Below are 25,010 nucleotides of genomic sequence, written 5' to 3'. Positions count from 1 at the left end.
TCGCATTACGGATTCGGTGCTGGGTCTTAGGCGCTCGCGGCGGCGGCGATAAATGCCTCAATGTCGGCGCGGCGGTAACGGACAGCACGGGGGCCAATACGCACGGGAGAAGGAAAGTTAGGAACGTCCTTGCGCCATCGCCACAGAGTCGGCCGGGACACGCCGAACAGGGCGGCGGCCTCAATGTCGGTCAGAAGGGGGGACTTGTTTTCGGTAGTCATTGCAGAGCCTCTTAATAATGTTGCGTTCGGTTGCATACATTATTGAGAGGTAAGAGGATGGGGCGTTAGGGGGTTAAATATGGGATTTTATCGGGTCTTGTGCTCGGCCAGGATTTCGGCCATCAGCTCGGCGTCCAGGCCGGGGGGCGCCATAAACGTAAAAGTGAAGCCCTTCACGCGAGCCACCAGCTCGGGGACGTCCCTTGCCTCAATTCCGGTCCCCAGCTTGACCGCCACAACCTCCAGCGCGAGCCCTTGGTCTCGCAGATAGGCCGCCATCAGCTCCCGCTTGCGACGTTGGCGAACGGACATCCGAGCAACTGGCCGCCCCTTGGGTCGCGGGGTAGCCTTCCCGGCAAGGTCAGCTTTACCAGCCTGCACCAGCGCGGACAGATCGCCATGGGTGAGTTGTCTGCCGCGCTCATAACGCCAGATAGCCGCGGCAAGCCGATCTCTGTATGCCTCCTCGTCCCAGTTGGGGATCACCAGATCGTCAGCAACCATGTCCCACATCTCCTCCCAGAACTCGCGATCAGGGGCCTCCAGCCACATCGCTTCCTGCTCGGTTTCCCAGGCTGCGTATTCTTCGTCGGACAGGTCGTCAATACTCCACGGTTCCGGCATCATGCTGCTCATACTCGGCCCCCAAACTTCACTCTAACCACGTTATCCGCCACGGCGGCGGCCTTGGGCTCCTGAGCCACGTTAGCAGCCATCCAATCCCCCCAGTCTAGCCACAGGCGCCGCAGCTTCTCGGCCTGCTCGCCTGCCTGATAGGTGCGCACCAGGCGATCTTGCACCTGGTGGTTGAGCAGCTTCTCGATCAGACGCTCGGGCGCGTCCAGGTACTCACCACATCCGGTTGCCACACTACGGCGCAGATCATGGACATGGAACGGCTCAAGCTCGGCGAGGTGCTTTACTCGGATGCGATCCAGGGCTTTGGTCACGGCGTCGGCGGTGACAGCCACCATGGGGTTGCTGGTGGAGGCGAACACCCAGGCACCGGCAGACAGCTTGCGCTGACGCACCAGGATATCCATGGCAAGGGGGTGCAGGGTCACGACATGAGCTCGCCCATTCTTTGTTACCGGGATAGTCCAGCGGTCGCCCTCGATCTGGTCGAATCGCATCCCGGCAGCCTCAGCGCGTCGGACGCCGGTTAGCATGATCAAGCGCAGGCAGTCGGCCACGGCCAGGGATGTTGCGCTGGCCTCAGCATCCCCCAGGATGCGCCACAGCATGGCCAGCTCGTCCACCAGCAAATGACGCTCACGGGGCTGACCCATAGTGCCACCAACTGCGGCGGGTTTGATGGTGCGGGCAGGGTTCAGCTCGATGTGCTCCAAGTCCACGGCGCGATCCAAGATCTGGTTCAGCAGGACAAGCGATTTGCGGGTCGCCTCCTGTGCACCTGTGTTTTCCAAGAATGAGAAGATCACCGACCGGGACAGGTCACAGACCCGAACCTTGCCGAGCTTCTTACCCAAGTGGCCGTCGAACACTCGCTGATAGTCGAGCAAGGTACGGGCCGAGATCGGGGCTCCGCGCTTGGTCTTGGTCTTTGCCTTCATCGCCAGCCACTCGGCAAACAGCTCGGCCAGAGTGGGCATAGCGATGTTCTTCACCTTGGCGGCGTTCAAGGTGGCTTTGGGGTCGATGCCATCCTTCACCATGGCGACCGCTTCGCCGTGCTTCTTCCTCGCGGTGGCCAAGCTGGTGCTGGGGAAGTAGCCGAGATCCAGATCAGGACGTTTGTCCCCCAACCGGTAGCGGTAGCGGAAACGCTTGGCGCCGTCCTTCTTGATCTCCAGCCAGAGCCCGGCACCATGCTTGGACTTCACCGGGTACTTGTCGATGGTCTTGCCTTCACGGATGGAGGCGGCCTCTATCTCCTTGTGGCTATCGAGCGGCACGGCCTTCTCGATGCTGGTTGTCATCACTTCGCCGCCTTGGACTTGGCGACGATCCAGCCGGTGTCCTTGCTCCACGTGCGGGCCATCCAGTCACAGAAGCCGGACTCGCCACCCATTCCATTCTCCACCCCGGTCATAAAACCACTGGCCCATGAGCGGATAAGCCTGTAATCGTCATCAAGGGTCTCCCGACTCTTGCCAGCAGCAATACCAAGGCGGTCTGATGCTTCGCCCAGCTCGATTGCCCGAGCTACCCATTGGCTTTCGTACTGGGGCTGAATCTTGATGCAGATGGACGCCCACGCTGAATAGCGGGTGGCCTGCTCATAGGCGTCTGCGGTGGCGGCGATCACCGGGCTGGTGGGGAGCGCCAGCAGGGTGATCAAGGGGATGATGGCAACCTTGCGAATGGTGCTGGTCACTCGGGCAAGGATGGCATTATCGAAAGCATGGAAGTCGGGCATCAGGACTATCTCGCTGTTTGGTGTGCGTCGTTACAGGGCCACCGCAGGGGCCACCGGCAACGATGAGATAGCGACGATAGCTCATGAAACCTTAATGGCAGCTAGATGAGGGTAAAACTCAGGCTGGGCGTGGGGCTCAGGCAATTTATCAGGGCCACCATGAAACAACCTGAAATGTGACGGAATGGAATTCGTAATGCGAAGGTCGCAGGTTCGACTCCTGTTTCCGGCACCAGGTAAAACAAAGGGTTAGCTTCGTTCAGACGCTAACCCTTTGTGCTTTTTAGCTCTATACCCCTCCCCATACCCCGCTTTTGTTCTTCATTACCCTCCTGTCCTTCACTTTCTGATCCGGCTACGTCCAAAATACACTTCCCCTTGTTTCAAGTACTGAATACGTCTCATTACATTATTTTACAGATATATGTTATTTCCATGAACCTACCCAAGGGACTGCACAGAGCAGTCCCTTTTTTATTGGAGATTTTTCTATGGCTCATCTGATCAACACCATGGTCTACACCGGCCAAACACCCTGGCACGGCCTCGGCAATATCTTGCCCCCACAACAATCTCTGGATATCTGGCTGCAAGCTGCCGGGATGGCTTGGACCATAGAGCAGAGCGAGGTGATGTTCAACGTCGCCTCCAATGCGCTGCATATCAGGCCCTATACCGACAGCAAGGTGCTCTACCGCTCCGATACGCTCGAACCGCTCTCGGTGGTCTCCCCGCGCTACAAGGTGGTACAGCCGCACGAGGTGCTGCATTTCTATCAGGATTTGGTCGAGGCAGGCGGCTTCGAGCTGGAGACCGCCGGTTCACTCAAGGGCGGCCGCAAGCTGTGGGCCTTGGCCAAAACAGGTCAGGACATGCGTCTCAAGGGCGGGGATGTGGTCAAATCCTACCTACTGCTGGCCACCAGCTGCGATGGCACCCTCTGCACCACTGCACAGTTCACCTCCCTGCGGGTGGTCTGCAACAACACTCTGCAAATAGCGCTGCGGGATAGCACCGGCGCTATCAAGGTCCCCCATTCCACTCAGTTCGATGCTGCTGCGGTGAAAGAGGCGCTGGGGCTAGGGCTTTCTCACTGGGATGAGTTTGCCGCCCAGACCAAGGCCTTGGCGCAGCGTCCTGTCGCGCCAGAAGAAGCATTGCGCTTCTTTAGCGATCTGCTGGCCCAACCGCTGGACGCCGATAACCAGATCATCCTTACCCGACCCGTCCAACAGCTCCACGAACTCTATCAAGGCGCGGGCATGGGCTCGGATCTCGCCAGTTCCCGCAATTCCGCCTGGGGACTGGTCAATGCGGTCACCGAATACGTGGATCACCATCGCCGTGCCCGTAGTCAGGATTATCGCCTCGATTCTGCCTGGTTCGGCCAAGGATCCCAACTCAAGTCCCGAGCCCTCAATCAAGCGCTCACCCTGCTGCAATAGCTCACCGCCCTATTTATATCCAGACATACCACCCCGACCCGGCCATTAGGCCGGGCGGGGATTTATGCCGTCAACAAGGAGCCTCTATGAAAGCAAAAGCCAGATACGGCCAAGCCATTCGGCTGGCCTCTACCACTGAACTGACCCGCGAGCAGTGGCTGGACATCCGCCAGCAGGGCATCGGCTCCTCCGATGCCGCCGTGGCCGTCGGCCTCTCCCCCTACAAGTGCCCGTTGACGTTGTGGCTGGAGAAAACCGCCCGCAAGGCGCCGGAGGATATCTCCCAAAAAGAGGCGGTGCTGTGGGGTGTCGAGCTGGAGCCGGTATTGGCACAGGTCTACGCCAAGCGCACCGGCTACAAGGTGCGCCGGGTCAATGCGGTACTCCAGCATCCCGAGCACACCTTCATGCTCGCCAACCTCGACCGCGAGGTGGTGGGTCACCCTGATGGTCCCGGCATTCTGGAGATCAAGACCGCCAGCTATCACAGCGCCCCCCAGTGGGAGGAGGGCGTGCCGGTGGCTTACCAGTGTCAGGTACTGCACCAACTCGCCGTCACCGGCCATGCCTGGGCCGAGGTGGCGGTGCTCATCGGCGGTCAGGATTTTCGGATCTACCGCATCGAGCGCGACGAGGAGAAGATCGGCGATCTCATCCGGCGGGAAGCGCACTTCTGGCAACAGGTGCGGCAAGACTGGCAACCCGAGCCCGACGGCTCCAGCGATGCCGCCGCCGCACTGGGCTGGCTGTTCCCCCGCGACGACGGCCAGACGGTCGATCTCTCCGACTCCAACCAGTTGTTTGGGCAACTGCTGCAACTGCGGGAACAAAAGGAAGTGGTCGAGCAACAGGAATCCCTGATCAAGCAGCGACTGCAAGCCACCCTGGGTGAAGCCACCGCCGGGCTGTTCGCGAACGGCAAGATCACCTGGAAACGCAGCAAAGATAGGTTGGCACCGGATCTGGAGCGGCTTGGGCAGGATCACCCCGATCTGCTCAGCCATTACGTCAAACCGGTGCCCGGCATTCGCCGCTTCACCATTCAATCCCAGAGGCAAACATCATGATCAAAGGACTGGCTATTACCCCACCCGTGATCGGGCGGATCTGCATCGGCAAGCTGGTGCAGAAAAACGATAAATGGGTGCCGGAGAAGGACGACAGCTTCACCCTCACCACACAGGTACAACAAAAGGGGGGATGGTTACTCCATCCCTTACACCAACAGTTTGCTCAGGGACATGAGCACGCCAAGATCCGTGCAATCCCAGTACGGGTGCTGTTCAACGACAGCGACCTGAACCTGAGAGCAGAGTACAGCGCCTTCGACCGCCAGAGTGGGCGACCGCTTTGTGTCGGCAATGGGGAGGCCGCGAGACGCGTCGGCGCACAGGGGATGGAGGAGGTCGGCTGCCCCGGCCCGGAACGCTGCGCCTATGGTGGGCTGCAGGGCTGCAAGCTGTATGGGCGACTGAACCTGTTTGTGGAGGGACAGGGGGATGAGCTGGGCAGCTTTATCTTTCGCACCACCGGCTACAACTCGGTGCGCACTCTAGCGGCGCGGCTCAAGTACCTGGAGGCGGCGAGTGGCGGCCTGACCCGCTATCTGCCGCTGACACTACGGCTGCGGGCCAAGAGTACCACCCAGTCCTATCGAACACCGGTCTACTACGTGGACTTGACCCTGCGCGATGAGCTGACCCTGACCGAGGTTGTCGGACAAGCGAAGGAGGCGGCACTACGTGATCATGAGGCAGGGCTTGATATCGAGCAGATGGAGCACACGGCCCGCGAGCTGCTGCGCAACGGCCAGTTCGAAGAGATGGATGAAGAGGTGCCGTCTCTGCTGGAGGAGTTCTATCCCGAGCCAGAGGCGGGCGAGGCATCATCAGCCTCACCGCCGATGGCAACAGCGGTGGTAACGACGCCAGCACGCTCCCGCCCTCGCCCCTCCCCCTTGACCAACAAGCTAGGCAGCGGTGCTGACCCTTCGTCACCCCATGCCTGAACTCGGTACTACCGACCGTTAAATCCTTTCAAATCAATTCGTAGCGATGCGTTCGGCTGCGACCTCACGACGGGACGTCTGTCACAAAACGGCCCGTCGCGTATTCCCATCACTGGTTTGGGGTCAATAGATCAAGCCCTATTGCCCCTCACGAAATAGGCACCTTTTTCAGCTATTCCCCACCCATTTCAGGTCAATAAGGTCTCTTTGAGGCTTTTGACCAGGGGTGTCAGTGTACCTTGCCCTATTGACCGGGAGGAGACCATGGCACTGGTAGGTTATGCACGCGTGAGCACGGTAGGCCAGAGCCTGGATACCCAGCTTCAAGCGCTGGCCGAGTGCAGCAAGATTTTCCAGGAGAAGGTGAGCGGCGCCAGCGATGACCGGCCCCAGCTCGCCCTGCTGCTGGATTGTGTGAATGCAGGCGACGTGGTGATGGTGACCAAGCTCGACCGTTTGGCACGCAACACCCGCCACCTGTTGGAAATTTCGGAGTACCTGCAACAGCGGCAGGTGGCCCTGCGCATCTTGAACCTAGGCGTCGACACCTCAACCCCGACCGGCAAGTTGATGCTGACCATGATCGGCGCCATCGCCACCTTCGAGCGGGAGTTGATGCTGGAACGCCAAGCCGAGGGGATTGAGCTCGCCAAACGGCGTGGGGCCTACAAGGGCCGCAAGCCCACCGCGATGGCAAAGGGGCGCGAGGTGCTGGCGCTAGCCAAGCGCGGGTTACCCAGGGCCGAGATCGCGAGGCAGACGGGGATCAGCATTTCCAGCGTGCAACGCATCCTCAGGACAACAGAAAAATAATGCCGGGGTATCTCCCGGCGCATCGGATTCGTATTCAACACAAGGAAGAAAAATAATGAAAAAAACATCATCATCTCTCGTTAATCGCCGCGTTGGTCCTCAGTGCTTGCGGCGGTGGCAGCGACAGCAGCAGTAGTGATAATGGCAGCAATGGCGCTCCCGCCGATATCACCCTAACCGGTCGCGCCCTCTCCGGCGACTATCTGGCTGGGCAAGCCGTCTGCCTGGACCTCAATGCCAACCAGCAGTGTGACAACGGCGAACCGCAGACCACCACCGACAGTCAGGGGCGTTTCAGCTTCACCTTGCCAGAAACGCAGCAGGCCGACGCCAGCCAGGCATGGGCCATTCTTGCTTCTCCTGCCACCTCGCCAATGGTTGCGGCTCGGGCCGCCACCACCCCAACCCTGCTCGGTTACGTTGACGGCAGTGAGTTTGTGGTCAGCCCCTATACCCACCAACTGGTCACCAGCACCGACCCTGAGCAGCGCAAGACCCACTATCAATCCAGCATCGCCACCAAGGAGAAACAACTGATTGCCAGCGAGCTGGGGCTGACGACGCAGGAGGCCAGCGAACAGAAGCTGTTTGGCGACTATCTGGCGGCGGGTGACGAACACAGTACGGTTCTGGCTGAAGAAGCAGCAACCAAAGAGCAGCAGCTTGTTGAGGCAAGCACCCTGCAAGTCGAACTGGCGGCGACCCTTGCCACCGACAACCCACAAGGATGGCAATCGGTCACGGTCAGCATTCGCAACCTGCGCGAGTACAACCGCAATCAGGACATCTGGCAGCAAATCCGCCTGCAAGAGGTTGTCTACACCAAACGGGTTGAGGCCATCGAGATGACCCGCACCGAGAGCACCCGCTGGCTGCTCGATGGGCAGGGAGGCTACGATGCCCAGCAGCCACTGCGCCGCTTTATCGACGAGGAGCACAAGAACTGGGACAGCAAGCAATATAGCCTGCACTCCGCTTGGGACTGGACCTACAACGAGAGCGGCAATGCCACCGTCAAGGGCGAGAGCATCAGTAGCGGCACCTTCAGTCAGGATGCGAATGGTCTCTACAGCTACCACACCACGGAGTTCACCAACGAGGGCACGCCCGTTCCCCAGGACACGACCCCGTTGCCTGAGGAGAGTTATTGCGAAGGCTTCGATATTCAGGCCGAGTTCGCCCGCTGGCAAGCCAACCCAAACCTGACGGCACTCGACCAGTGTGTCGGCAATGTCCTGCAAAGCGATGACCAGGAGAACCTCGACAGCCAGGGCGCATGGACACAGCGCCGCGCCCTGACTTTCTGGCTCAGAGGGGAAGACCCCATCAATCCCAATGGCCCGCCCAGCAGCTACGAGACCCGCACCAGCGTTGTCACGGCGCAAGGGGACACGCAGTTTGTGAACCAGCAGGATAACCAAGCCCTGACCATCAACGCTCCGGCGCTGGGTCAGTCTCCCTTCAACCTCACCCGCGATGACACGCTGAGCCATACCGGTGACAGCGCCATCAAACTGGCACAGCCGGTTTGTGGCGGGTGCGCGGCGACCGAACTCGACAGCAGCATCCCCGGCTTTGGCAAGGTCGAGCTGCAAAACTACAACCCGACCCGCTGGCGCTCGCTGGCCGGGGCCTATCTGGAGCAGGATCACCAGAAGCAGGCGAACGGCTTCACCCTCGCTAATCGCTTCTACCAGCTGGATGTACAGCAGCCTGATGGGCTGGCCAAGCCATTGTTCTTGAAATACGCGGGCAATAGCACGCCATTTATGACTCAGGACTGGCAGTTTGATAGTGCCAGCCAGACCCTGACTGCCACCCATCACTACACCCCCGTTGCCGACCTTGCCGATGTCTGGCCACTGCCACACCAGGTCATGCAAGGTGACGCGTTGGAACTGAAGGCAACCGTCACGCTCGTGCAATCCAACGGCTTGCCCAGCGCCACGCAGACCATGACAGTCGATGGTGGTAATGCCATCAGCACGCCCACTTTCGCAGAAGGGCTCTTCAGCTCGCCGCTGCGCTGGAGCGTGCAGAGCAGCGATACCAGCCCAGATGGCCAAGAGTTCGCCGAACTGCTGTTTGGCACCGCGCCGCTGAGCTTCAAGGCCAGCCGTGAGGCGGGTATCAGCCAGGGTATCTGCGGCGGCGACCCCGCCACCGTGCGTCAGGAATTGCTGTTCGCACCGGTTGGCGGGGACATGGTAGTGAGCGTGGTCTGCGATGGTGTCGATGTGGCGCAGCAATATCTGTTGCGCGTGACCACACCGTTCAACGGCACAACCTTCCAGGCAGAGCTGCAATTCTTTGCCGATGGCGCCAACATCTACCGGGAGGCCCCATTCGAGCGTACCCAGCTCACCTTCACCAAACAGTAAGCCTCACTCGTTCAACAACATAAATCCCACAGGGCGTCACCACATGGTGACGCCCTTTTTCATTTTCAGTTCATAAGGAACCGCTATGACCATGCCCCCTCTCACCCTCGGCGACCACCTCGCCGTCCAGCGCCTCGGCTACAGCCACCACGGTCTCTATGTCGGCGACAGGCTGGTGATCCACTACCAGGGACCGTTTGTCAACGATGGTCAAACGGGCCAAATCGTGCTGTGCTCGCTCGATGATTTTCACGGCGAGCAGCCGCTACAGGTGATCTCTCACCAAAGCCGTCCGTTCAGCCTGGAAGAATGCGTGGCACGGGCGTTCTCCCGCTTGGGCGAGCAGGACTATCACCTGCTCTTCAACAACTGCGAACACTTCGTCCTGTGGTGCATCGAAGACCGGCACAGCTCACCCCAGGTGAACCAGGCCACCACCGCCCTCGCGGCCACCGGCAGCCAGTTGCTTAAATCCAGCCAAGGCAGTCAGGCCGTCACCAGCGCCTTGATGGGGGCCTCCGCCAGCTTGGCCAGCGTTCCGGCGACCAGCGGCACCATCTTGTCTGTCACCGCCATCAGCGCCCCGGCATGGGCACCGCTGGCCGTGGGCGTTGCGGTCGCCTATGGCACACACCGGTTATTCAAATGGCTCACCGATGACTAACCCCTTCATTCGTCGCTCAACCACTTCATCACCACGCAAGGAACAATCCCATGACCATCATCTTCAGCCAGGACGGTATCAGCCTGCCCGTGAGTCAGGCGCTGCTGATCCTGCTCAACCAAGAAGCAGAGCGTACCAACCTCGACCTGGTGCGTTGCACCCAGCTCACCTTCAACTTCCGCAACCCCGGTTACAGCGCCGAGCAAGGTGGCGTTCACCCGGTCGAGATCCGCCTGGTGCGTGGTCTCGACGACTGGCTATTCGATTACGTCACCGACTTCAGCTACCAGGGGCTGGGGCAGTATGCCGAGTTGTGCAAAGAACTCGATTTCAACTTCATCGACGGCGAGCACAGCATGTTGGGCTGGGGACCAATACGGCTAACAGAGGCGCGAGAGCTGTTTGAGCTGTGGCAGAGCAACTTCATCGCCTACTGCGGGCTGGAGTGTTTCAGCGTCACCGTCAGCGGGAACTAGGAGGTATCGGTAATCCGTTGACCACCTACCGACCCACTCACCGCCCTTTATCGCAAAAAAGCACACCCCACTGGCCGATGGGCCAGTGGGGTGAACGCATTTGGAGAAATCACTATGTTGCATCAGAAATTGATCGCAGGAGAACAACCCGACACCTACCGGGTGACTGACCTTGTCACCGACGACGACTTGCTCACCATCGCCCAGGCGGTTGCCCGCCAGAAACTCGCCAAGGGTGTCGCTATCACCGATAAACACTTGGCCCATCAGGCCCTGCAAGGGTTACTGCAAGCACGGGATCGCGAAGTGTTTGCCGCGCTATTCCTCGACACCCAACACCGGATATTGGCCTATGAAGAGCTGTTTCTCGGCACCCTATCTGCTGCAACCGTCTATCCCCGCGATGTGGTCAAGCGGGCACTGCATCACAATGCCGCAGTGCTGATGCTGGTGCACAACCACCCCTCGGGTTACCCGGAGCCAAGCCGAGCAGATATTGAGATCACCCAGCGGCTGCAAAGTGCCTTGGCCTTGGTAGATATCCGCACTCTGGATCATCTGGTGGTCGGGACGGAGGGCGTGGTGTCGCTGGCAGAGCGGGGGCACTTGTAACAGTCACGCCGGTCAGTTTGGAAAGTAATAAAGCATGGTCAGCAGCGATCAATGCAATGACTCACCATCATTCGGAGTAAACAGAGTATGAGCACAATAGGCAGCTGGGGATTACATACCCAAGTTCAACCACGTTTTGGCGCACGTGCCATTGTCGAGCGCTGCGGGGTCTCACTGCTATGGGATCGCAGCGGCGTCTATGGCAATGCTGACGAGCAGTGGCTTACCGATATCGACACCGTTTTACCGGGGTTTATTGAGCGCCTTAGCAAGCTCTTTCAACAAGGAGAACTACTGAGTGACCAAGATAAATTGGTGACGTTGAGGCAGGGGGATTGGGTCTGCCTGGCCAATCCAAGGGCCAGTTACGGCTATCTCTATCTGGATATATACCGGCAAGAAGACGCGCAAACAAACTGAGGCAGAGGGCGAGCATCGCTCGTCCTCTGTCTGTTACTTCTTTTTTATCTGACTACTGAACTCCTAATGCTCGCCAGTACCTAACCACAAAACATACCCGTTTTGCCGGGGGCTCCCGTGATAAACTCTGCCGCCCATTCATCGAACGCTAAGCCTCTAATGAAACTTCTCAATACCTACGACGACAAAGACGAAGCCGAATTGGCGCTGACCAAGATCACCGGCGAAAAACGCCTTGCCAGCGAGCGCGATAGCACTGTGGTGATCTACAACTTGTTTGGCCAGCCCACCTGGGGCAATTTCTACCGACTCGGTATGTTTAACCTACCAGAATTGCAGGAGATGCTAGATCTACGCAAGGCTGGGCAGCCTATCAATGCCGCTCGGCATAGCGAGATCCTGGGCATGCTGCGCTATGTAGCCCGATCCTTTGAAATATCCATCCCTGCTCATTGGTTATAAAAAAGGCCGGATATTCCGGCCTTTTTTTGCTTTTTACTCTTCAAACTCGGCATTGCCAAATTTCAGCATGCTGCAGTTCTCTTTGATGGCACGTTGCAGATTGGCATCAAATCCTTTACTGGAACGGGCACTAATCTCAATTGAGACCTCCACATCGACACCAAATTGGCTGGTAAAGTTTTGCACCACTTCTTCCATTAGGGTTGCAAACTCAATCTTGGCTTTGATCGGATCAAGCCGCACCGAACCATAGAAGCGAGTTTTCTCGGCACCTGAAAGTGTTGGTTCTGGTTTAGTCTCAGTTCCCGCTTTATCTTTATCCTCTTCAGTCCCTGCTTCATCCTTCTTGTCTTTATCATCGCCTGTTGAGCGTTCATCGATGAACTTGACTCTTTCTCTCTCTCGTTGCTCTTCATCAAGCCTGGCTTGATAACGCAACGCGGCATCACGGCTGATCAACAGGCTGTTTTCATCCAAAAACACAGTCGCAGACCGGCCAAAAGCAAATCCCTCGAAGCGATCCTCACGTTGGCCAGAAGCAAAGGCAAAGAAGTCGGTACTCTTGATGGCCTCTTCGATTGTGCTACGTAGTATCTGGTCATTCACGAGGCGGTCCATATAAAGATACTGACAGGTATCTTGCCACACCTTGAGCGCGCTTACTGTCTCATTGTTTTTGAAGTAGTAGCGCTCCAAGGCATTGCGCAAATGCACAGGAGACCATGCCTTGATAAGCCACTCCTCTTCAACCAATTGGTTTTCGATCTCCTGAGCCAGTTTGGGTGCACTCGACGATATTTGGGCGACCTCCCACTCAAGCTGCTGACCCGGCTCCTGGTGCGGTGCTATCAACCATTTGTAGGTGTCTCTGAGCAAACCATTGAACTGCTGTAACGCCCCGTCTCGATTGCTCTTGGCCTGAGTTAGGTGTGCCAGATCCTGGTTCAATACTCCGCTCTCGATATCCGTCACAATCGAGTGCCAAGCCAGATAGGTTCTGACTTGCTCCTTGAGCCGGGTCAAGCTGTCGTAGTCTGCGGCTAAGAAGAACAGGCGATTTTGTTTCACTCGTGGCTGCTCGCCACGCTTAAGCAGAATGAGCTCAGCGGCCTTAAACGCCTGATTCGTGCTGTGGCTTCGGCTATAGGCGGCCATGGTGTTTGGCTCAAGCACCACTAACCTTGGCCCGTTACCAAATTCATCGGGAACGTCGTTTGCTTGAGTGAATACATGGATCCCGGCAAAGCAATGCTGGGAGCCAAAGCAGCCGGTCACAGACTTTTTCAACAGCGGGATCAACGCCTCACGCTCATTGATATTACCCTTGCGGGTTTCCATCTCCCGCCGCAGGTTGGGCTTGGTATCGAGCCACAACCGCTCTTTATCGCCATAGAGATACGTCAGCCGATCACGCAGACGCGACAGCGCATCTTCAAAGGTGCCGACCGTCTGTTGTGGGGAGCAGGCCCCCAGCAAGACGCGCTCCATCTGCAAACCACGGTGCATCTGGTCGCCACTGCTGGGCGCACTGCCCAAAAACAGTGTGCGCATCACCCGGCGGGCAGCATGATACTGGCCAAAGCGAGTATCATTTTTATCCAAATCGGCGGCTTCTGAACGATGACCGTCCACCTCTTTCTCGATGACCGGCTCCCAACCCTGCGGCAAATAGTGGATGCTCTTAGCACGCACATTGCTGTCATCGAGTGGCAATGAACCGGGCATGATCAACGCATCCCGGTTATCCGCCACCCACAGGCGATGGATCACAATGGCCATATACTGCAACACACCACGGGTACGCTGGAACTTATCCAGGGTTGACCAATCCTCATACAGCCGGTCAAACACCTCGGGGTGGATAGGGTATGAGTGGCACAGCCGCTCGTAGTAATGACTAGATTGCGTTTCGTTCGGGAATTTCTGCGCATGTTGGCGATAGAAATCGGCGTACTGCTGGGCAATGCCCTGCACCTGTGCCATGTCACCTGCGTGCTCAAATAGACGGCGACGCACAATTTCAAATGCCTCTTCGGTAGCAACTGGCTTCCAGACCGACTCCACCCGCGCAAAATACTTCTCAAGAGAATCAAGGGCCTTCTGGCCCATGGTGCCGCCCACTTCCAATGCAGACTCGGGCAAAGACGCCAGCAACATGGCATTAGGTACGGCTTTGAGTGCCTCGGTCAGCGCCTGAATAAAGGTGATATTGGAATCGAAGGTGCCTGCATTGAACTGCTTACCCACCTCCAACTGGCGCAAGAACGCGACCATCTCATCCATCAGGATCACGCAGGGGGCCGCCTTGGTGAGCAGGGCAACCAATACCTCTTTACCCGGTGAGGTGCCATCGCTGTCGCTCTGAGCTACCAGCTCATAGCCTTCGTCACCCAGCAGTTGCCAAGCCAGCTCACCCCAAAGGGTGTTAGCGGCAATAGCGCCATGGGGCCGTGGCTGACTCGGAGAGAGGTTAATACCATCCATGACAGCTACCCGTGCATGGGGTAACTCATCAATATCGGCATTGTCGAGGATGGGGGGGATCCCCTGCAACTTATCGGTACTGACTTTTCGGGAAGCGAGGTGATACACCGCCAGCATGGTGTGGGTCTTACCACCACCAAACGCAGTTTGCAGTTGGATCACCGGGTCGCCGCCTTTGCCAGCTAGGCGCTCAGCCACAGAGCCCAGCAGCAAGCGCATGCCTTCGGTAATAAAGGTGCGAGCAAAGAACTGCTCGGCATCCTGATATTCGAGAGGGGCCTTGCCGTTGGCCACCTGGGTGATATCGGCAGCAAATTCAGATTGCTTGAAGGTGCCTTCCAGCACATCGCGATGAGGGCGCGCAATCTCGCGCCAGGGCTTAAGACTCATTTTTATGCCTCGTGCGTTAAACGTTGTAGCCCTGTAATCAGAGCTCTAAAACTGGTAGAGCAGTGCCCTGCATCCAAACGAAGATGAGGTGCGATACCTCGGGAGCCACTCAGCTTCTGGTATTTATTTTTTGTAAGTTTTTTCAGCTCTTCAGCAGCATTAACCAATCTATCGGGATCACGAAATTTTTGACTACCTTGCTGCTTTATAAGTCCAGACAGAGCCAGCCCCTTTTCTACTGCAGCAAGATCGCCCAGGTAAAAGCTTTCCAATTCACAGCATGCAATTCGGATCAAGGCACCGGGTCGTCCGGCCTGTTCACACAAAGTTCGTAGCTGAGCCTTTATTTCTCTACAATTCCCAGAGTCTTGATCGCGCATCACGACAAATGTGGCCTCTCCCTGCCAGCCTCGTAATCTCATCACCAACCGCTTATGCAGATCCTGTTTCCCTTCAAAAACGATATATCGAGCCTGAATATCTGGGAATAAGCGGGGTAATACACCTTCCAACATGGCCCTGGCAGAGGGCTCTTCCAAGCAAAAAACCAGCGTCGTCATTGAGGGTCAACTCCCTCAAAGAAACCATGCTTCCACAAGTAACCTAACTGATCTCCTTCGGCCATATAAGCAGCAACTTGCTGATTGTCTCTGGCCCTAACAATCTCTGTTGCTCCCTGTTTTTTTACCAACCAATAAACAGAGTCGAGCTCGACCGCATTGAGAAAATCAGGTGAATGAGTCGACACAAAGACTTGCCCGCCGCGCTGGGCATAGGCGCTAAACTCTTCGGCAAGCTCCCACAACAGGCCTGGATAAAGCTGATTTTCAGGCTCTTCCACGCACAACAAAGGATGAGGAGCTGGATCGTAAAGCAAGATCAGATAGGCAAACATCTTGATCGTGCCATCCGATACATACCGAGCCAGGAAGGGGTCTTCAAAAGCCCCATCCTGGAAACGCAGTAACACACGGCCCTCTTCCGTTGTCTTGGCATCCACCTTGGTGATACCCGGAACTCGGTGGGTCAATTTATCCAAAATTTGATCAAAAATGGCCGGATATCGACTATGCAAATACTGTGTTACTAGTGAGAGGTTATCGCCCTCTCTGGACAGATGTTCTGCATAGCCAGCCTCTTGTTCTGGGCGAGCACGATTGATATGAAAGTCAGAAATATGCCAATTTTCAATCAACGAGCCCAAGGTCACCACTGCAGGAAATTGTGCAAATTGCGCCAACCCTTTAATTGCAAGAATATCAGCAGACTTCAGCTTTTGTGGTTCACGTACCAGTTGATTAACGTCCAGAACTTTCTCAATTTCGTTAGTAACGGCCACACCTTCACCGCGAGAGAAATCGAGAAAATGCCAGGGCTGACCACCACTGCCTCGACGGTATTTTAAAATTTCCCGCTCAACGATAGGCCGACCATTCTCCTCACCGACCTCCAGAAAATAGGTGACTAACGGCGCTGTATCATGTTCACGAAATTTCAATTCAATTTCGATATTGCCAGTCGAACCACGACTGCGCACCTCTTGAAAGCCACGACTACCACCTGCCTTGACCAAGGCGGTATGTAGATTACTGGAAAGCGCCTCGCGCAAAAAATCAAACACTCCAAACAAGGTGGATTTCCCTGTGCCATTGGCACCGACTAGCACACAAAACTTAGGGATCCCTTCCATTTTCGCATCACGAAAACTTTTGAAATTTTTCAGAGTAATTGACTCAATATGCATAGCGCTTTCCTGCTCAGTCATGGTCTGTGTTCAGTGATGAACAACACCTATCAAAAATCAAACCCTTGCTGGTCACCCGCCTGGCCGCTCTCGGCCATAGCCGTTTGCATCGCATCCCAGGAGGTTACCAACTCGTTATAGGCGCGGGCATCGCTGGCCCAACCTTTGCGCTCGCACAGGGTATAAAGGCGATAGGCCAAGGAGCGGATCGCGTCGCTCTTACTCGACATACGTGCCAACATGGCTCCGGCGGCGCTGGCACCCTGGCTATTCAAGATGCGGATAAGCTGATGCAAGCCTTCCCACACCGGGGTACGGCTATCGCGCTCCGGTGCCCAGTCGATGGGTAACTCAGCCCATTTGAGCAATCGCAGATCGCCCTGACCGGCTTCGACTACCCCGGCATCGACCAAACCTGCCACGCTGGTGCCCTTAGCGCGAGCCAACACATCGGCCTCGCCGAATTTACCGATACGCCAGTCCTGCTGCTCAAACCAGTGCAGGCAGAACTGGGTGTCTTGGTCGAAATCATCCTCAGCGAGGAAACGGTTGATCAATTGCAGCGCGGTTTTGACGCTCATCTTGCTGCCGTCTGCTTCCAGCACCGCCGCATATTTGCTGAAGATGCCCATACCGGGGCCGATAATGGCTTGCGATAAATCCACCGGTGCCACCGGCGAGTTGATACCACCTTGAGTCATCTCATCGAGTGCCTCTGGCAGCACGGCATTAAGCTCACGAATAAATTGGCGACGGCTAATGGTTTCGGCACTGGCGAGGCGTTTATTGCAGACGAGAACGATGCTGGAGGCCAGGGCATTGGTGCCGATGCCAATTGATCGCGCATCCCGTTCGGTGCGCATCGGCCAGGTGCCACTGATGGCAAAACCGGCATCGATCACTGCCTGTAAGAAGGTCTCCCAGCCCGCGCTGGAGGTGCCATCGGCCTTGGTCTCGGACTGCTTAAAGGCGTAGTAGATGGTGACCGGGAAGGCGGGATGCGCCTGCTCCGCTAACTGGTGGATCGCCTTGCCCATACCATTGAGGAAGAAGGCCTCGGCTCCCTCTTTCCCACCATGGCGATAGGGGGTCGCCACCAACTCCTCGGCCTTGGGTACCGCCATAGTGGCGTAGAGACCGGGGAAGATAGGGCGCAACGACTTACGTAGCCAAACGTAAAAGAAGTCCGACAGATCGGCGTAGCCGATGTTGTCGTAGTACGGTGGATCAGTGGATATGACCTTTGCAGCGCTGATCTTTTGAGTCTGTGCGTCGCCTTGGCTTACCCTACCGACTCGCCCGGTGCTCAACCCCCCCATAGCACGGCAGATACCCGAGAGTGAGATGTCGAAGTCACCAGCAGCCCCCGCAAAGGCATTGATTTCAGCGTAATCCCAAATCATCGGCAAAGCTTGACGCCCAAATGTCGTCTTGGCTTGATCGCGGGTAGGACTCCAAGCGACAAGAGAACTGCTGTAGTCAGTCATCTTGTCTACTGCAATGCCCAAATACACTCCCACAGCCTGCGAATAGGCCGTTGCTTCTATTCCCCCGGCATCCAGGCCAATCCCATCATCCGCCATTCCGGCAGAGCGGGCATCATTGTGGCAATGGGCAATGGCCTCACCGACCAGATCGGAGAAAGTGGTCAGTGCGACTAATTGGCGGGGGGTGAAGAGATCCCCAAATTTATCCAAACCATAATTAGGCGTCTTAAAATCACGGGGATTATTGGGTAGTTCCATCTCTGGTGACCACTCAGGTTTAGCTTGCCGGGCTATAGCCAACTGCTCATCTGTCGGAGATAAATAGACTCGCCCCTTTTTACCCTCAGCCACAATGGCCATCAAGCGCTGGTCCATTCGACCAGCACTGCCTTCACTGCGAATGTATTTGTAATCGACTGGAGAGCCTGACATCAGGCAGATAAAAGCGGCCCGCTTGCCCGCTGTGGTGCCGCCTTTGGCTGATTCTGGCGGCGTCCCGACCTTAACGGTAAAACGATAATGATCACCCTCAATCACCGGCTCAACATAGGCTTCTTTCCCTGCCTTGGAGGAGAGGATAAAGCTTGAGGCCAGTGGCACAGCAACATGAGAAAAGGCCGGGTTGGGACTCTGCACGGTACGAGCCCAGAGCCAGGCGATCACGGTGAGCTTATCGCCCAGATAGGGGGCGAGATCGGGCCGCTCGGCCACCATGGCCTCGGTAACCAGTATCCTGGGATAGAGATGGCCGATACGCTTTTGCGCTTCATCCCGCATCCAGGCACCGTAACGGCGCACATCTTCGGCCAGCCCCTTGGCACCAGACCAATCCTCAAACGCATCTTTGGTCGCTTTTTTCTTGCTGAGCTTATCGCTGGCAGGCTCTGGCCCTACGGGAGAGCTCCCGGCAAACTTGGGCGGGATCTCGATCATCGCCTTATTGATGGTGACCGCCACCGGGTTTAGGTCAGAGGCGTGGGATTCAAGCCCCAACCGCTGGGCTTCTAACGGTAATGCCCCGCCACCGGCGAAGGGATCGTGGAAACCGGGTAGCTTTTCCGGATTAAACAGCTCGGCGGCTTGGGGGTGATCCTTATTTAACCCGCAGATCTCGCGCCAGCTCTCCCAGATCGCTTCTCGGGCTTGGTTTAACACCACCTCGTTATTGGTGTTCTCCCATTTCACCAACTCGCGCAGGATATTAAAGAGCTTCTCGCGCTTCTTGGCGGCTTCCTGCTTGTTGACCCCGTACTTAAAACCCGCCCCCTGCTGATAACCGGGGTCATTGACCATCTGGGCGAAGATCACCGCCCGCGCAGCCGCCAAGGGGCGACGCGCCCACCACAGATGCAGGGTCGAAGGGTGGCCATGGCGAATGGATTTCTCGCGCGCCGCAGCGGCGTTGATATCGTCGAGCGGCAAGGCCACTTCGATCAGTTTTTTGGGGGATTTGATGGGGGTCATGTTTGTTCCGACATTAAATGGATGCGGTAATCAGCACTCGAAATGGGGCTGATTGCAAAAATTGATCGATATCGTCTGGCGCGACTTTTAGCACCTCAATGACCTGGGCGAACCATTTTTTTCGTTCATTCACCAGATTTGAATCTGTGTTCAAACCCAGCATATCGCGCGTTTGTACGACAGGATGGCGCAGCCGTCGAGTCAGAGTTGTCAAAGGCTCTATCAGTCCACTGTGACTGACAATCGTCCATTGGACATTGCAACCAGAACCTGGCTCTATCGGTAGTAAACGGTCCCGTTTACGCTGACCACAGGTCTTATTGTTGATGCAGCTATGGGCATAGTTGTTGTAGTCAAAGCAGAGATGAGGATGAGCATAGGCCCCTGCCTTAGGCTTGATGTGCTCTACCTGCCCCTCGTTGGCCTCAAGCAACTGCTCACAGTAGACACAGAGGCCGTCTTGATCTTGATGAAGGTCTGCCTTCACCAAGCGTTTCACTGGCCCAAATAGCGGGCTATCGAAATCTGCCACTGTGGCAGCCGGGTTATCCGAGAGGTATTGAGTCAATGCGGGGGTGGGGATGGCACGATGCTCTAGTTCTACCATCGGTTATTTCCCTTTTTTCGCCAGCTTGCGCTGTGCCAAGAAGCGCCAAGTAGCCAGATCACTCTCATGAAACTGATAACCAGCCTGCTCAAGGGTTGCCAGCAACGTGGTTGCCCGTGCAGATGTTTCCTCCCCTGCCCTAACCAGCAATTCGTATTCACTGATTGCCTCTTGTAGAGGCAGGTTTGGCTGACTATGGGTTTCCATCACCTTCGCCAGCGCATCGCTGTTGTCATGGGCCAGCGGGCTAAAAGGCGGCATTCTGGCATAGGCGCCCTGTTCATCAGCGCCAAGTTGACGAATGTTTTCTTTGGCCACTGTGGTCAACACCTGCGGACTATGGGTGGTGACAATAAATTGGATCTTGGGAAACGCCTGCTGCAACGAAGCCAGTACGGTTTGCTGCCACGCCGGGTGAAGGAACATGTCCACTTCATCGATCAGTACGATGCCTTGGGTTTGTTGCGCCGCATCCACACCTAAGTGAGGATTTAGCTTGATACAGCGAAAGGCGATATCCGACACCATGGCCACCATATTACGCACGCCATCGCTGAGCAGGGAAAGCGGCATATAGCCCAGTTCGGGATGCTCCATCACCAGTTGCTGACCCATGCTGGAGCGGTATTGCAGATCCCGCCAACCGGTCAGCGAAGTCGTGAGGGTGTTGATGGCACGCTGCACGACTTCAATCGCAGCCGCGAAGTTGGCCAGCGCACTCTGATCCTGCGGCTTGAGCCGCTTCTCAAGCTGATCGATTTGCAGCTCGCGATAACTGCGAAATACCCAGCCATACCAGGTTTCAAACTGCTTGTAGCTGGAGAATGCCGTCAGGCAGTTCTGGTAGCCCCAGAGACGGGAAAACACGCTGGTATCGAGCTTTTTATCTTTCGCTTCAGAGGCATAGCGCCCCTGATACCAGAGACGACCGGTCCCTAAATAGACCACCAAGGGTAAATCGATAGCGTCTATGTTGGCTTCCTGCCCTTTATAAATTGTCGACTGGAATTTCTTTGCGAGCCGAGTCAGAACTTGTGTCGACTGATCCCCCTTGGTTTGGGTTCGTGGCTTGACCTGATCGCGGCTCTGTTGCCAGTGGAGCGGACGCGGCTTCTGATCCTGATTGGGGATACTACTGGTCTGGGCCGTAATCTGGCTGGGCAATATCGGTTCCATCTCTTGTTCACGGCGTTCAAGACGCACGTCTTCAATCTGAATGGTGGCAGATTTGCCGGTTTGGCTGCCCAGATCAAAACCTTTCACAAAGGGCCACAGCGCAATGCGCACCGCATCAAGGATAGTGGTCTTGCCCGCACCATTGGGAGCGGTCAAGACGGTCATCTGGGGATGAAAGGTGACATCGAGCTGTTCAAAGCAGCGAAAGTTACTGAGCTGGATCTTGTCGATTCTCATAGGGTCTCGTTAGCCTTGGTCGCTCTTGCCAGCAGGTCTGCCAAGTCATAATTGATGCTTGCCACTCCCAAATCAGGCTCCTTGGTAAAAGGCTGGCGAATATAGAAGGGGCCATCTGCGCTATCGCCCTCCACCAACACAATGGCCAGCAAGAATTTGTCAGCCTGGTTGAGTGCATAGAGGATCTCATTGCGACTCACCGTGATGGTGGTCTGCCCTTTGCTACGCCCTTTGACTTCGATATGGCGATCTTGCTTAAGCGAGCCATCGGCATTCACCGGCGGACGGGCGGTAATGTCCCAGCCACATTTATCGGCCGATACATCGATAACGCTGTGACCGAGAGCCTGTTCGGCCTGGGTAACAGCGGCCATGGCAACCCGCTCGACATGGGCACGACTGGCGGCATCGGGACTAAACAGCACTTCTCCTTTTCGCTTGGCCAGCAAGCCTTGCGGGATCACCAAGGCACTACCAATGACTACCGGTGTGCTGGAGACCACTTGCTTGAGGGCTGTGAGCTCTGCGGTGCGCTGTTGCAGTCGAGCAGTCAAGTCGTCTACCCGGCGGCGGGCATTCTCTGGCTGCATTCTGGGCTGTTTGCCCGCTTTGACGTCATCGCTCAATTTCAGGAAGCGATCCTGCCAGTAGTTGATCTCTTTCACCAGCCGTTCATGTACCGCAGCCAGGGTTTTATCGGCTTGAAGCTCGCGGCGTTCTTTGACCTCAGCGAAGTGTTCTGGCACCAATTTTTCAGAGGCCAGTTGCAGTGCGAGCGGCTCCAGCGGCTGAGATAACCAAGGGGAGTGCAGAATGTACTGCACCAGCGCCAGATCAGCGTCCGCTATCGGTTGCAGGTCTAAATGTGGTGCCCACCCGGCATAGCTCGCGCGGCAGGCTGTATCGATGGCGACAAATTGCAGTCGGCGCGAGGCGATGCTTTTAGCCTGTTCGCTGGTTTCGCGGATCGAGTGCTCCAGCATCATGACGAGACGTGGCTCATCCCCCTCATCGGCTGGGTCCACCAACACAGCCCCTTGTTTGAGCTTGGCGCGGTGCGCTTGCAAGGTGAGATCGAGCACCGAATGCATCAATGGATGTACCGGATGGAGCAGTTCAGCAAGCACCTTGCCTGTGGGTCTGATTTGCTGTTTTTCAAAGCAGACGCGCTCATAGCGCTGCAATACCGGGGTACGGCTCTCACCGATGCTGCGATCCCGCTCGCGGATCACTGCTGGCACATGCTTGATCTCATAGCGACCTTGCTCGCGCTCCCTCAACTCGCCACTTAATCCGGCAAAGGCTTCTTGGAAGAACGCTCGTACAAAAAATGGCTGCAAGCGACGGGCTTCGGCTTTTTCCATCTGCTCTTTGATGGCGTAGAGCCCTTCTAGCCCCATATGTGATTCGACCAAAGCGTTGCGACGCATGATCTCCTTGAGGTGATCGCTATCGAGCGCCCCTTCGATGACCTGATCCATCTTGGCCCGAACACTTGGGTCCTCGCCGTAACGAATAGCGTCGATTAACAAGTCCTTCAGGGAGACGTTGTCAAAGGCTTCACCCAGGATGTCGAACACCTTGCCGCCCAGTGCCGCCTTTTCAATCTCCAACTTATCAAACAGCTTTTGGAATACCTCGCCTTCACGGGTCTCATTGGCCACGATATTCCACAGGTGGCATACCTCTTTTTGGCCGATACGGTGAATCCGACCGAAGCGCTGTTCTAGGCGATTTGGGTTCCAAGGCAGGTCGTAGTTGACCATCAGGTTGGCGTTTTGCAGGTTGACACCTTCCCCGGCCGCATCGGTGGCAATCAGCACCATGACTGTGGGGTCACTGCGAAACTCGCTCTGGATTTTGCGACGTTCATCCCGATTGGTGCCGCCATAGATAACCCTGACTGCATTAGGTTGACCCAGTAGATCCGAGACTCGTTGACGCAAGTAGTTCAGGGTGTCTTTGTGTTCGGTGAAGATGATCAGCTTGCGACGACTGCCATCGCGGTTTTTCATCTCGGGGGAGTCTTGTAGCAGTGATGAAAGCTGCTCCCACTTTTTGTCGTTGCCCGACTGCACCAGGGTGAGTGCCTGTTGCTCAAGGTCCTTAAGCGAGTGAATTTCAGCTTCCAGCTCAATGATGGTTTCTGCTGCCGTGGCTTGATCCGCCACCTGCTCTGCATAGAGTTCGTACTCTTCGGCACTGAGATCTTCATCCAGCTCATCCCAGTTATCTGGCAAGTCGAGCTGTTTGGTGACGGTGTAAGTACTGAGGGTTTCAGCCACACCCGCTTGTTTAGCCTTCTGACCACGGGCTAGCAGCTTCATCTCAGCAAGTTTGTCTTGCAGTCGATTACGTCGGCGCTTCAACGATTGATAGATGGCCTCCGGGCTGGAAGCTAAACGCCGTTGTAGCTGAGTTAATGCAAATCCCACAGTGGTTTTTTTCTTGTTATCGAGCTTGTCAGCCCGATTCATCTCTTCCCTGACGTACGTCGTTACCTGCTCATAAAGGCTGGCTTCAAGGGGGGAGAGATCATAGTTGGCCGTGTAGGCCCTGCGCTCGGGGAACAGTGGAGTGCCGTCGAAAGTGAGCAGCTCTTCCTTCACCATCCTGCGCATCATATCGGTGATATCGACTTTGTGGGCCCCTTCTCGGAACTTGCCATAGAAGCGGTCACTGTCGAGCAGTGACATCCAGACTTGAAAGTCTTCCTCTTTGCCATTGTGTGGCGTGGCGGTCATCAGCAAGAAATGGCGACAAATAGAACCCAACAACTCACCAAGCACGAAACGCTTGGTCTTATTGACCTTGTTGCCAAAGTAGTTAGCGGAGAGCTTATGGGCTTCATCGACTATGATCAGATCCCAGTCGGTATTGCGCAGCTTCTCTTGTAGTTCTTCGCTGCGAGAGAGCTGGTCCAGTCGGCATATCAGGCGATCTGTTTCAGAGAAATAGTTACCGGTCGCGCACTGCTCTTGTTTTTCTTTACTGAAGATTTCGAATTGCAGACCAAATTTTTCAAACAGTTCGTCCTGCCACTGCTCAGTCAACGAGCCCGGCGAGACCACCATGACCCGCCGAGCATCGGCCCGAAGCAGCAGTTCAGAGATGAACAAACCCGCCATGATGGTTTTGCCCGCACCTGGGTCATCGGCCAGTACATAACGCAATGGCTGCTTGGGTAGCATGTATTCGTAAACTGCTGAAATCTGGTGCGGCAGTGGGTCAACGTTCGCCATGTTGACTGCCATCATGGGATCAAACAGTGCAGCCTGCGAGATCCGGTAAGCTTCCAAGCCAAGCTTAAAATCTGTCCCATTGGCATCGAATGCCCAAGGGCGGCCCACCGTGGCCAACTCCAGTGCAATCTCATCGGTTCGGAACAACATCCGCTCCGCCAATTTACCACTGCTGTCTTTGTAATAAACTGTAAGCGCATGTTCACCAATAGGTTCAACTGTCACAACTCGCACCACTTGCCCTTCGATAATGCCGAGAACCTGAGCATCCTTTTTAATTTCTTCGAGCTTGAGCAT

At 56.2% G+C, this 25,010-nt stretch carries 21 protein-coding genes; 10 read left to right on the top strand and 11 right to left on the bottom strand.

The genetic code is table 11. The features are described from left to right. Positions 1-26: 26 nt before the first annotated feature. The 4 genes from Aeroheme_RS07170 to Aeroheme_RS07155 all read right to left on the bottom strand — a co-directional run bounded on the left by Aeroheme_RS07170 (position 27) and on the right by Aeroheme_RS07155 (position 2,601). Positions 27-221, bottom strand: coding sequence for a helix-turn-helix transcriptional regulator (locus tag Aeroheme_RS07170; RefSeq protein ID WP_411166986.1), 195 nt, complete (start codon positions 219-221; stop codon positions 27-29). An 87-nt stretch (positions 222-308) separates the two neighbouring features. After that, entirely contained in the window at positions 309-857 is a 549-nt protein-coding gene (locus tag Aeroheme_RS07165; protein WP_411166985.1) for a hypothetical protein, read from the bottom strand. After that, entirely contained in the window at positions 854-2,161 is a 1,308-nt protein-coding gene (locus tag Aeroheme_RS07160; protein WP_411166984.1) for a tyrosine-type recombinase/integrase, read from the bottom strand. The genes Aeroheme_RS07165 and Aeroheme_RS07160 overlap by 4 nt, the downstream gene beginning before the upstream one ends. Next, the gene (locus tag Aeroheme_RS07155) at positions 2,161-2,601 is read right to left on the bottom strand and encodes a hypothetical protein (protein ID WP_411166983.1); all 441 of its coding nucleotides are present in this window, start codon (positions 2,599-2,601) and stop codon (positions 2,161-2,163) included. The genes Aeroheme_RS07160 and Aeroheme_RS07155 overlap by 1 nt, the downstream gene beginning before the upstream one ends. Positions 2,602-3,092: 491 nt before the next feature. Between Aeroheme_RS07155 and Aeroheme_RS07150 the strand changes: the two genes are divergently transcribed. The 10 genes from Aeroheme_RS07150 (at position 3,093) to Aeroheme_RS07105 (ending at position 11,882) form a co-directional block, all read left to right on the top strand. Continuing rightward, positions 3,093-4,046 (top strand): DUF932 domain-containing protein, encoded by a 954-nt coding sequence (locus Aeroheme_RS07150; RefSeq protein ID WP_411166982.1) that lies wholly within the window; start codon positions 3,093-3,095, stop codon positions 4,044-4,046. Between the two features lie 86 nt (positions 4,047-4,132). Continuing rightward, the gene (locus Aeroheme_RS07145; protein WP_411166981.1) at positions 4,133-5,113 is read left to right on the top strand and encodes a YqaJ viral recombinase family protein; all 981 of its coding nucleotides are present in this window, start codon (positions 4,133-4,135) and stop codon (positions 5,111-5,113) included. Next, positions 5,110-6,054, top strand: a complete 945-nt coding sequence (locus Aeroheme_RS07140) for a hypothetical protein (RefSeq protein WP_270809173.1) — start codon at positions 5,110-5,112, stop codon at positions 6,052-6,054. Before Aeroheme_RS07145 ends, Aeroheme_RS07140 begins: the two co-directional genes overlap by 4 nt. Before the next feature lie 264 nt (positions 6,055-6,318). After that, a complete protein-coding gene (locus Aeroheme_RS07135) occupies positions 6,319-6,867 on the top strand; it encodes a recombinase family protein (RefSeq protein WP_270820853.1) in 549 nt (182 codons plus the stop codon). Between the two features lie 92 nt (positions 6,868-6,959). Continuing rightward, on the top strand, positions 6,960-9,248 hold the full coding sequence (locus tag Aeroheme_RS07130; RefSeq protein ID WP_411166980.1) for a hypothetical protein: 2,289 nt from the start codon (positions 6,960-6,962) through the stop codon (positions 9,246-9,248). 85 nt (positions 9,249-9,333) lie between these two features. Then, complete coding sequence (locus Aeroheme_RS07125) at positions 9,334-9,912, top strand: lecithin retinol acyltransferase family protein (RefSeq protein ID WP_411166979.1); 579 nt, start codon at positions 9,334-9,336, stop codon at positions 9,910-9,912. 50 nt (positions 9,913-9,962) lie between these two features. Beyond that, positions 9,963-10,388, top strand: coding sequence for a DUF2787 domain-containing protein (locus tag Aeroheme_RS07120; RefSeq protein ID WP_411166978.1), 426 nt, complete (start codon positions 9,963-9,965; stop codon positions 10,386-10,388). 114 nt (positions 10,389-10,502) lie between these two features. Next, entirely contained in the window at positions 10,503-11,000 is a 498-nt protein-coding gene (gene radC, locus Aeroheme_RS07115; protein WP_411166977.1) for a RadC family protein, read from the top strand. Positions 11,001-11,087: 87 nt separating this feature from the next. Continuing rightward, positions 11,088-11,420: a type IV toxin-antitoxin system YeeU family antitoxin gene (locus Aeroheme_RS07110; protein ID WP_411166976.1), complete on the top strand. Its 333-nt coding sequence runs from the start codon at positions 11,088-11,090 to the stop codon at positions 11,418-11,420. Between the two features lie 159 nt (positions 11,421-11,579). Continuing rightward, positions 11,580-11,882, top strand: a complete 303-nt coding sequence (locus Aeroheme_RS07105) for a hypothetical protein (RefSeq protein WP_411166975.1) — start codon at positions 11,580-11,582, stop codon at positions 11,880-11,882. Between the two features lie 33 nt (positions 11,883-11,915). Here Aeroheme_RS07105 and Aeroheme_RS07100 read toward each other — a convergent pair whose 3' ends face one another. The 7 genes from Aeroheme_RS07100 to Aeroheme_RS07070 are packed head-to-tail and all read right to left on the bottom strand — an operon-like array spanning position 11,916 to position 25,010. After that, positions 11,916-14,756: an ATP-binding protein gene (locus tag Aeroheme_RS07100; protein WP_411166974.1), complete on the bottom strand. Its 2,841-nt coding sequence runs from the start codon at positions 14,754-14,756 to the stop codon at positions 11,916-11,918. Positions 14,757-14,758: 2 nt separating this feature from the next. After that, positions 14,759-15,316, bottom strand: coding sequence for a DUF4276 family protein (locus Aeroheme_RS07095; protein WP_411166973.1), 558 nt, complete (start codon positions 15,314-15,316; stop codon positions 14,759-14,761). Next, on the bottom strand, positions 15,313-16,521 hold the full coding sequence (locus tag Aeroheme_RS07090) for an AAA family ATPase (protein ID WP_411166972.1): 1,209 nt from the start codon (positions 16,519-16,521) through the stop codon (positions 15,313-15,315). The genes Aeroheme_RS07095 and Aeroheme_RS07090 overlap by 4 nt, the downstream gene beginning before the upstream one ends. A gap of 29 nt (positions 16,522-16,550) precedes the next feature. After that, positions 16,551-19,451: a DUF1156 domain-containing protein gene (locus Aeroheme_RS07085; RefSeq protein WP_411166971.1), complete on the bottom strand. Its 2,901-nt coding sequence runs from the start codon at positions 19,449-19,451 to the stop codon at positions 16,551-16,553. Positions 19,452-19,464: 13 nt separating this feature from the next. Further along, the gene (locus tag Aeroheme_RS07080) at positions 19,465-20,058 is read right to left on the bottom strand and encodes a hypothetical protein (RefSeq protein WP_270698280.1); all 594 of its coding nucleotides are present in this window, start codon (positions 20,056-20,058) and stop codon (positions 19,465-19,467) included. 3 nt (positions 20,059-20,061) lie between these two features. Continuing rightward, on the bottom strand, positions 20,062-21,471 hold the full coding sequence (locus Aeroheme_RS07075; RefSeq protein ID WP_411166970.1) for an AAA family ATPase: 1,410 nt from the start codon (positions 21,469-21,471) through the stop codon (positions 20,062-20,064). Next, positions 21,468-25,010 carry a helicase-related protein gene (locus tag Aeroheme_RS07070; protein ID WP_411166969.1) on the bottom strand — a complete coding sequence of 1,181 codons (3,543 nt, stop codon included), beginning with the start codon at positions 25,008-25,010 and terminating at the stop codon, positions 21,468-21,470. The genes Aeroheme_RS07075 and Aeroheme_RS07070 overlap by 4 nt, the downstream gene beginning before the upstream one ends.

Origin of the sequence: Aeromonas sp. DSM 116730, assembly GCF_046581335.1 — a bacterium.
GTDB lineage: Bacteria > Pseudomonadota > Gammaproteobacteria > Enterobacterales > Aeromonadaceae > Aeromonas > Aeromonas rivipollensis.
This window is presented reverse-complemented; position numbering and strand designations above follow the sequence as displayed.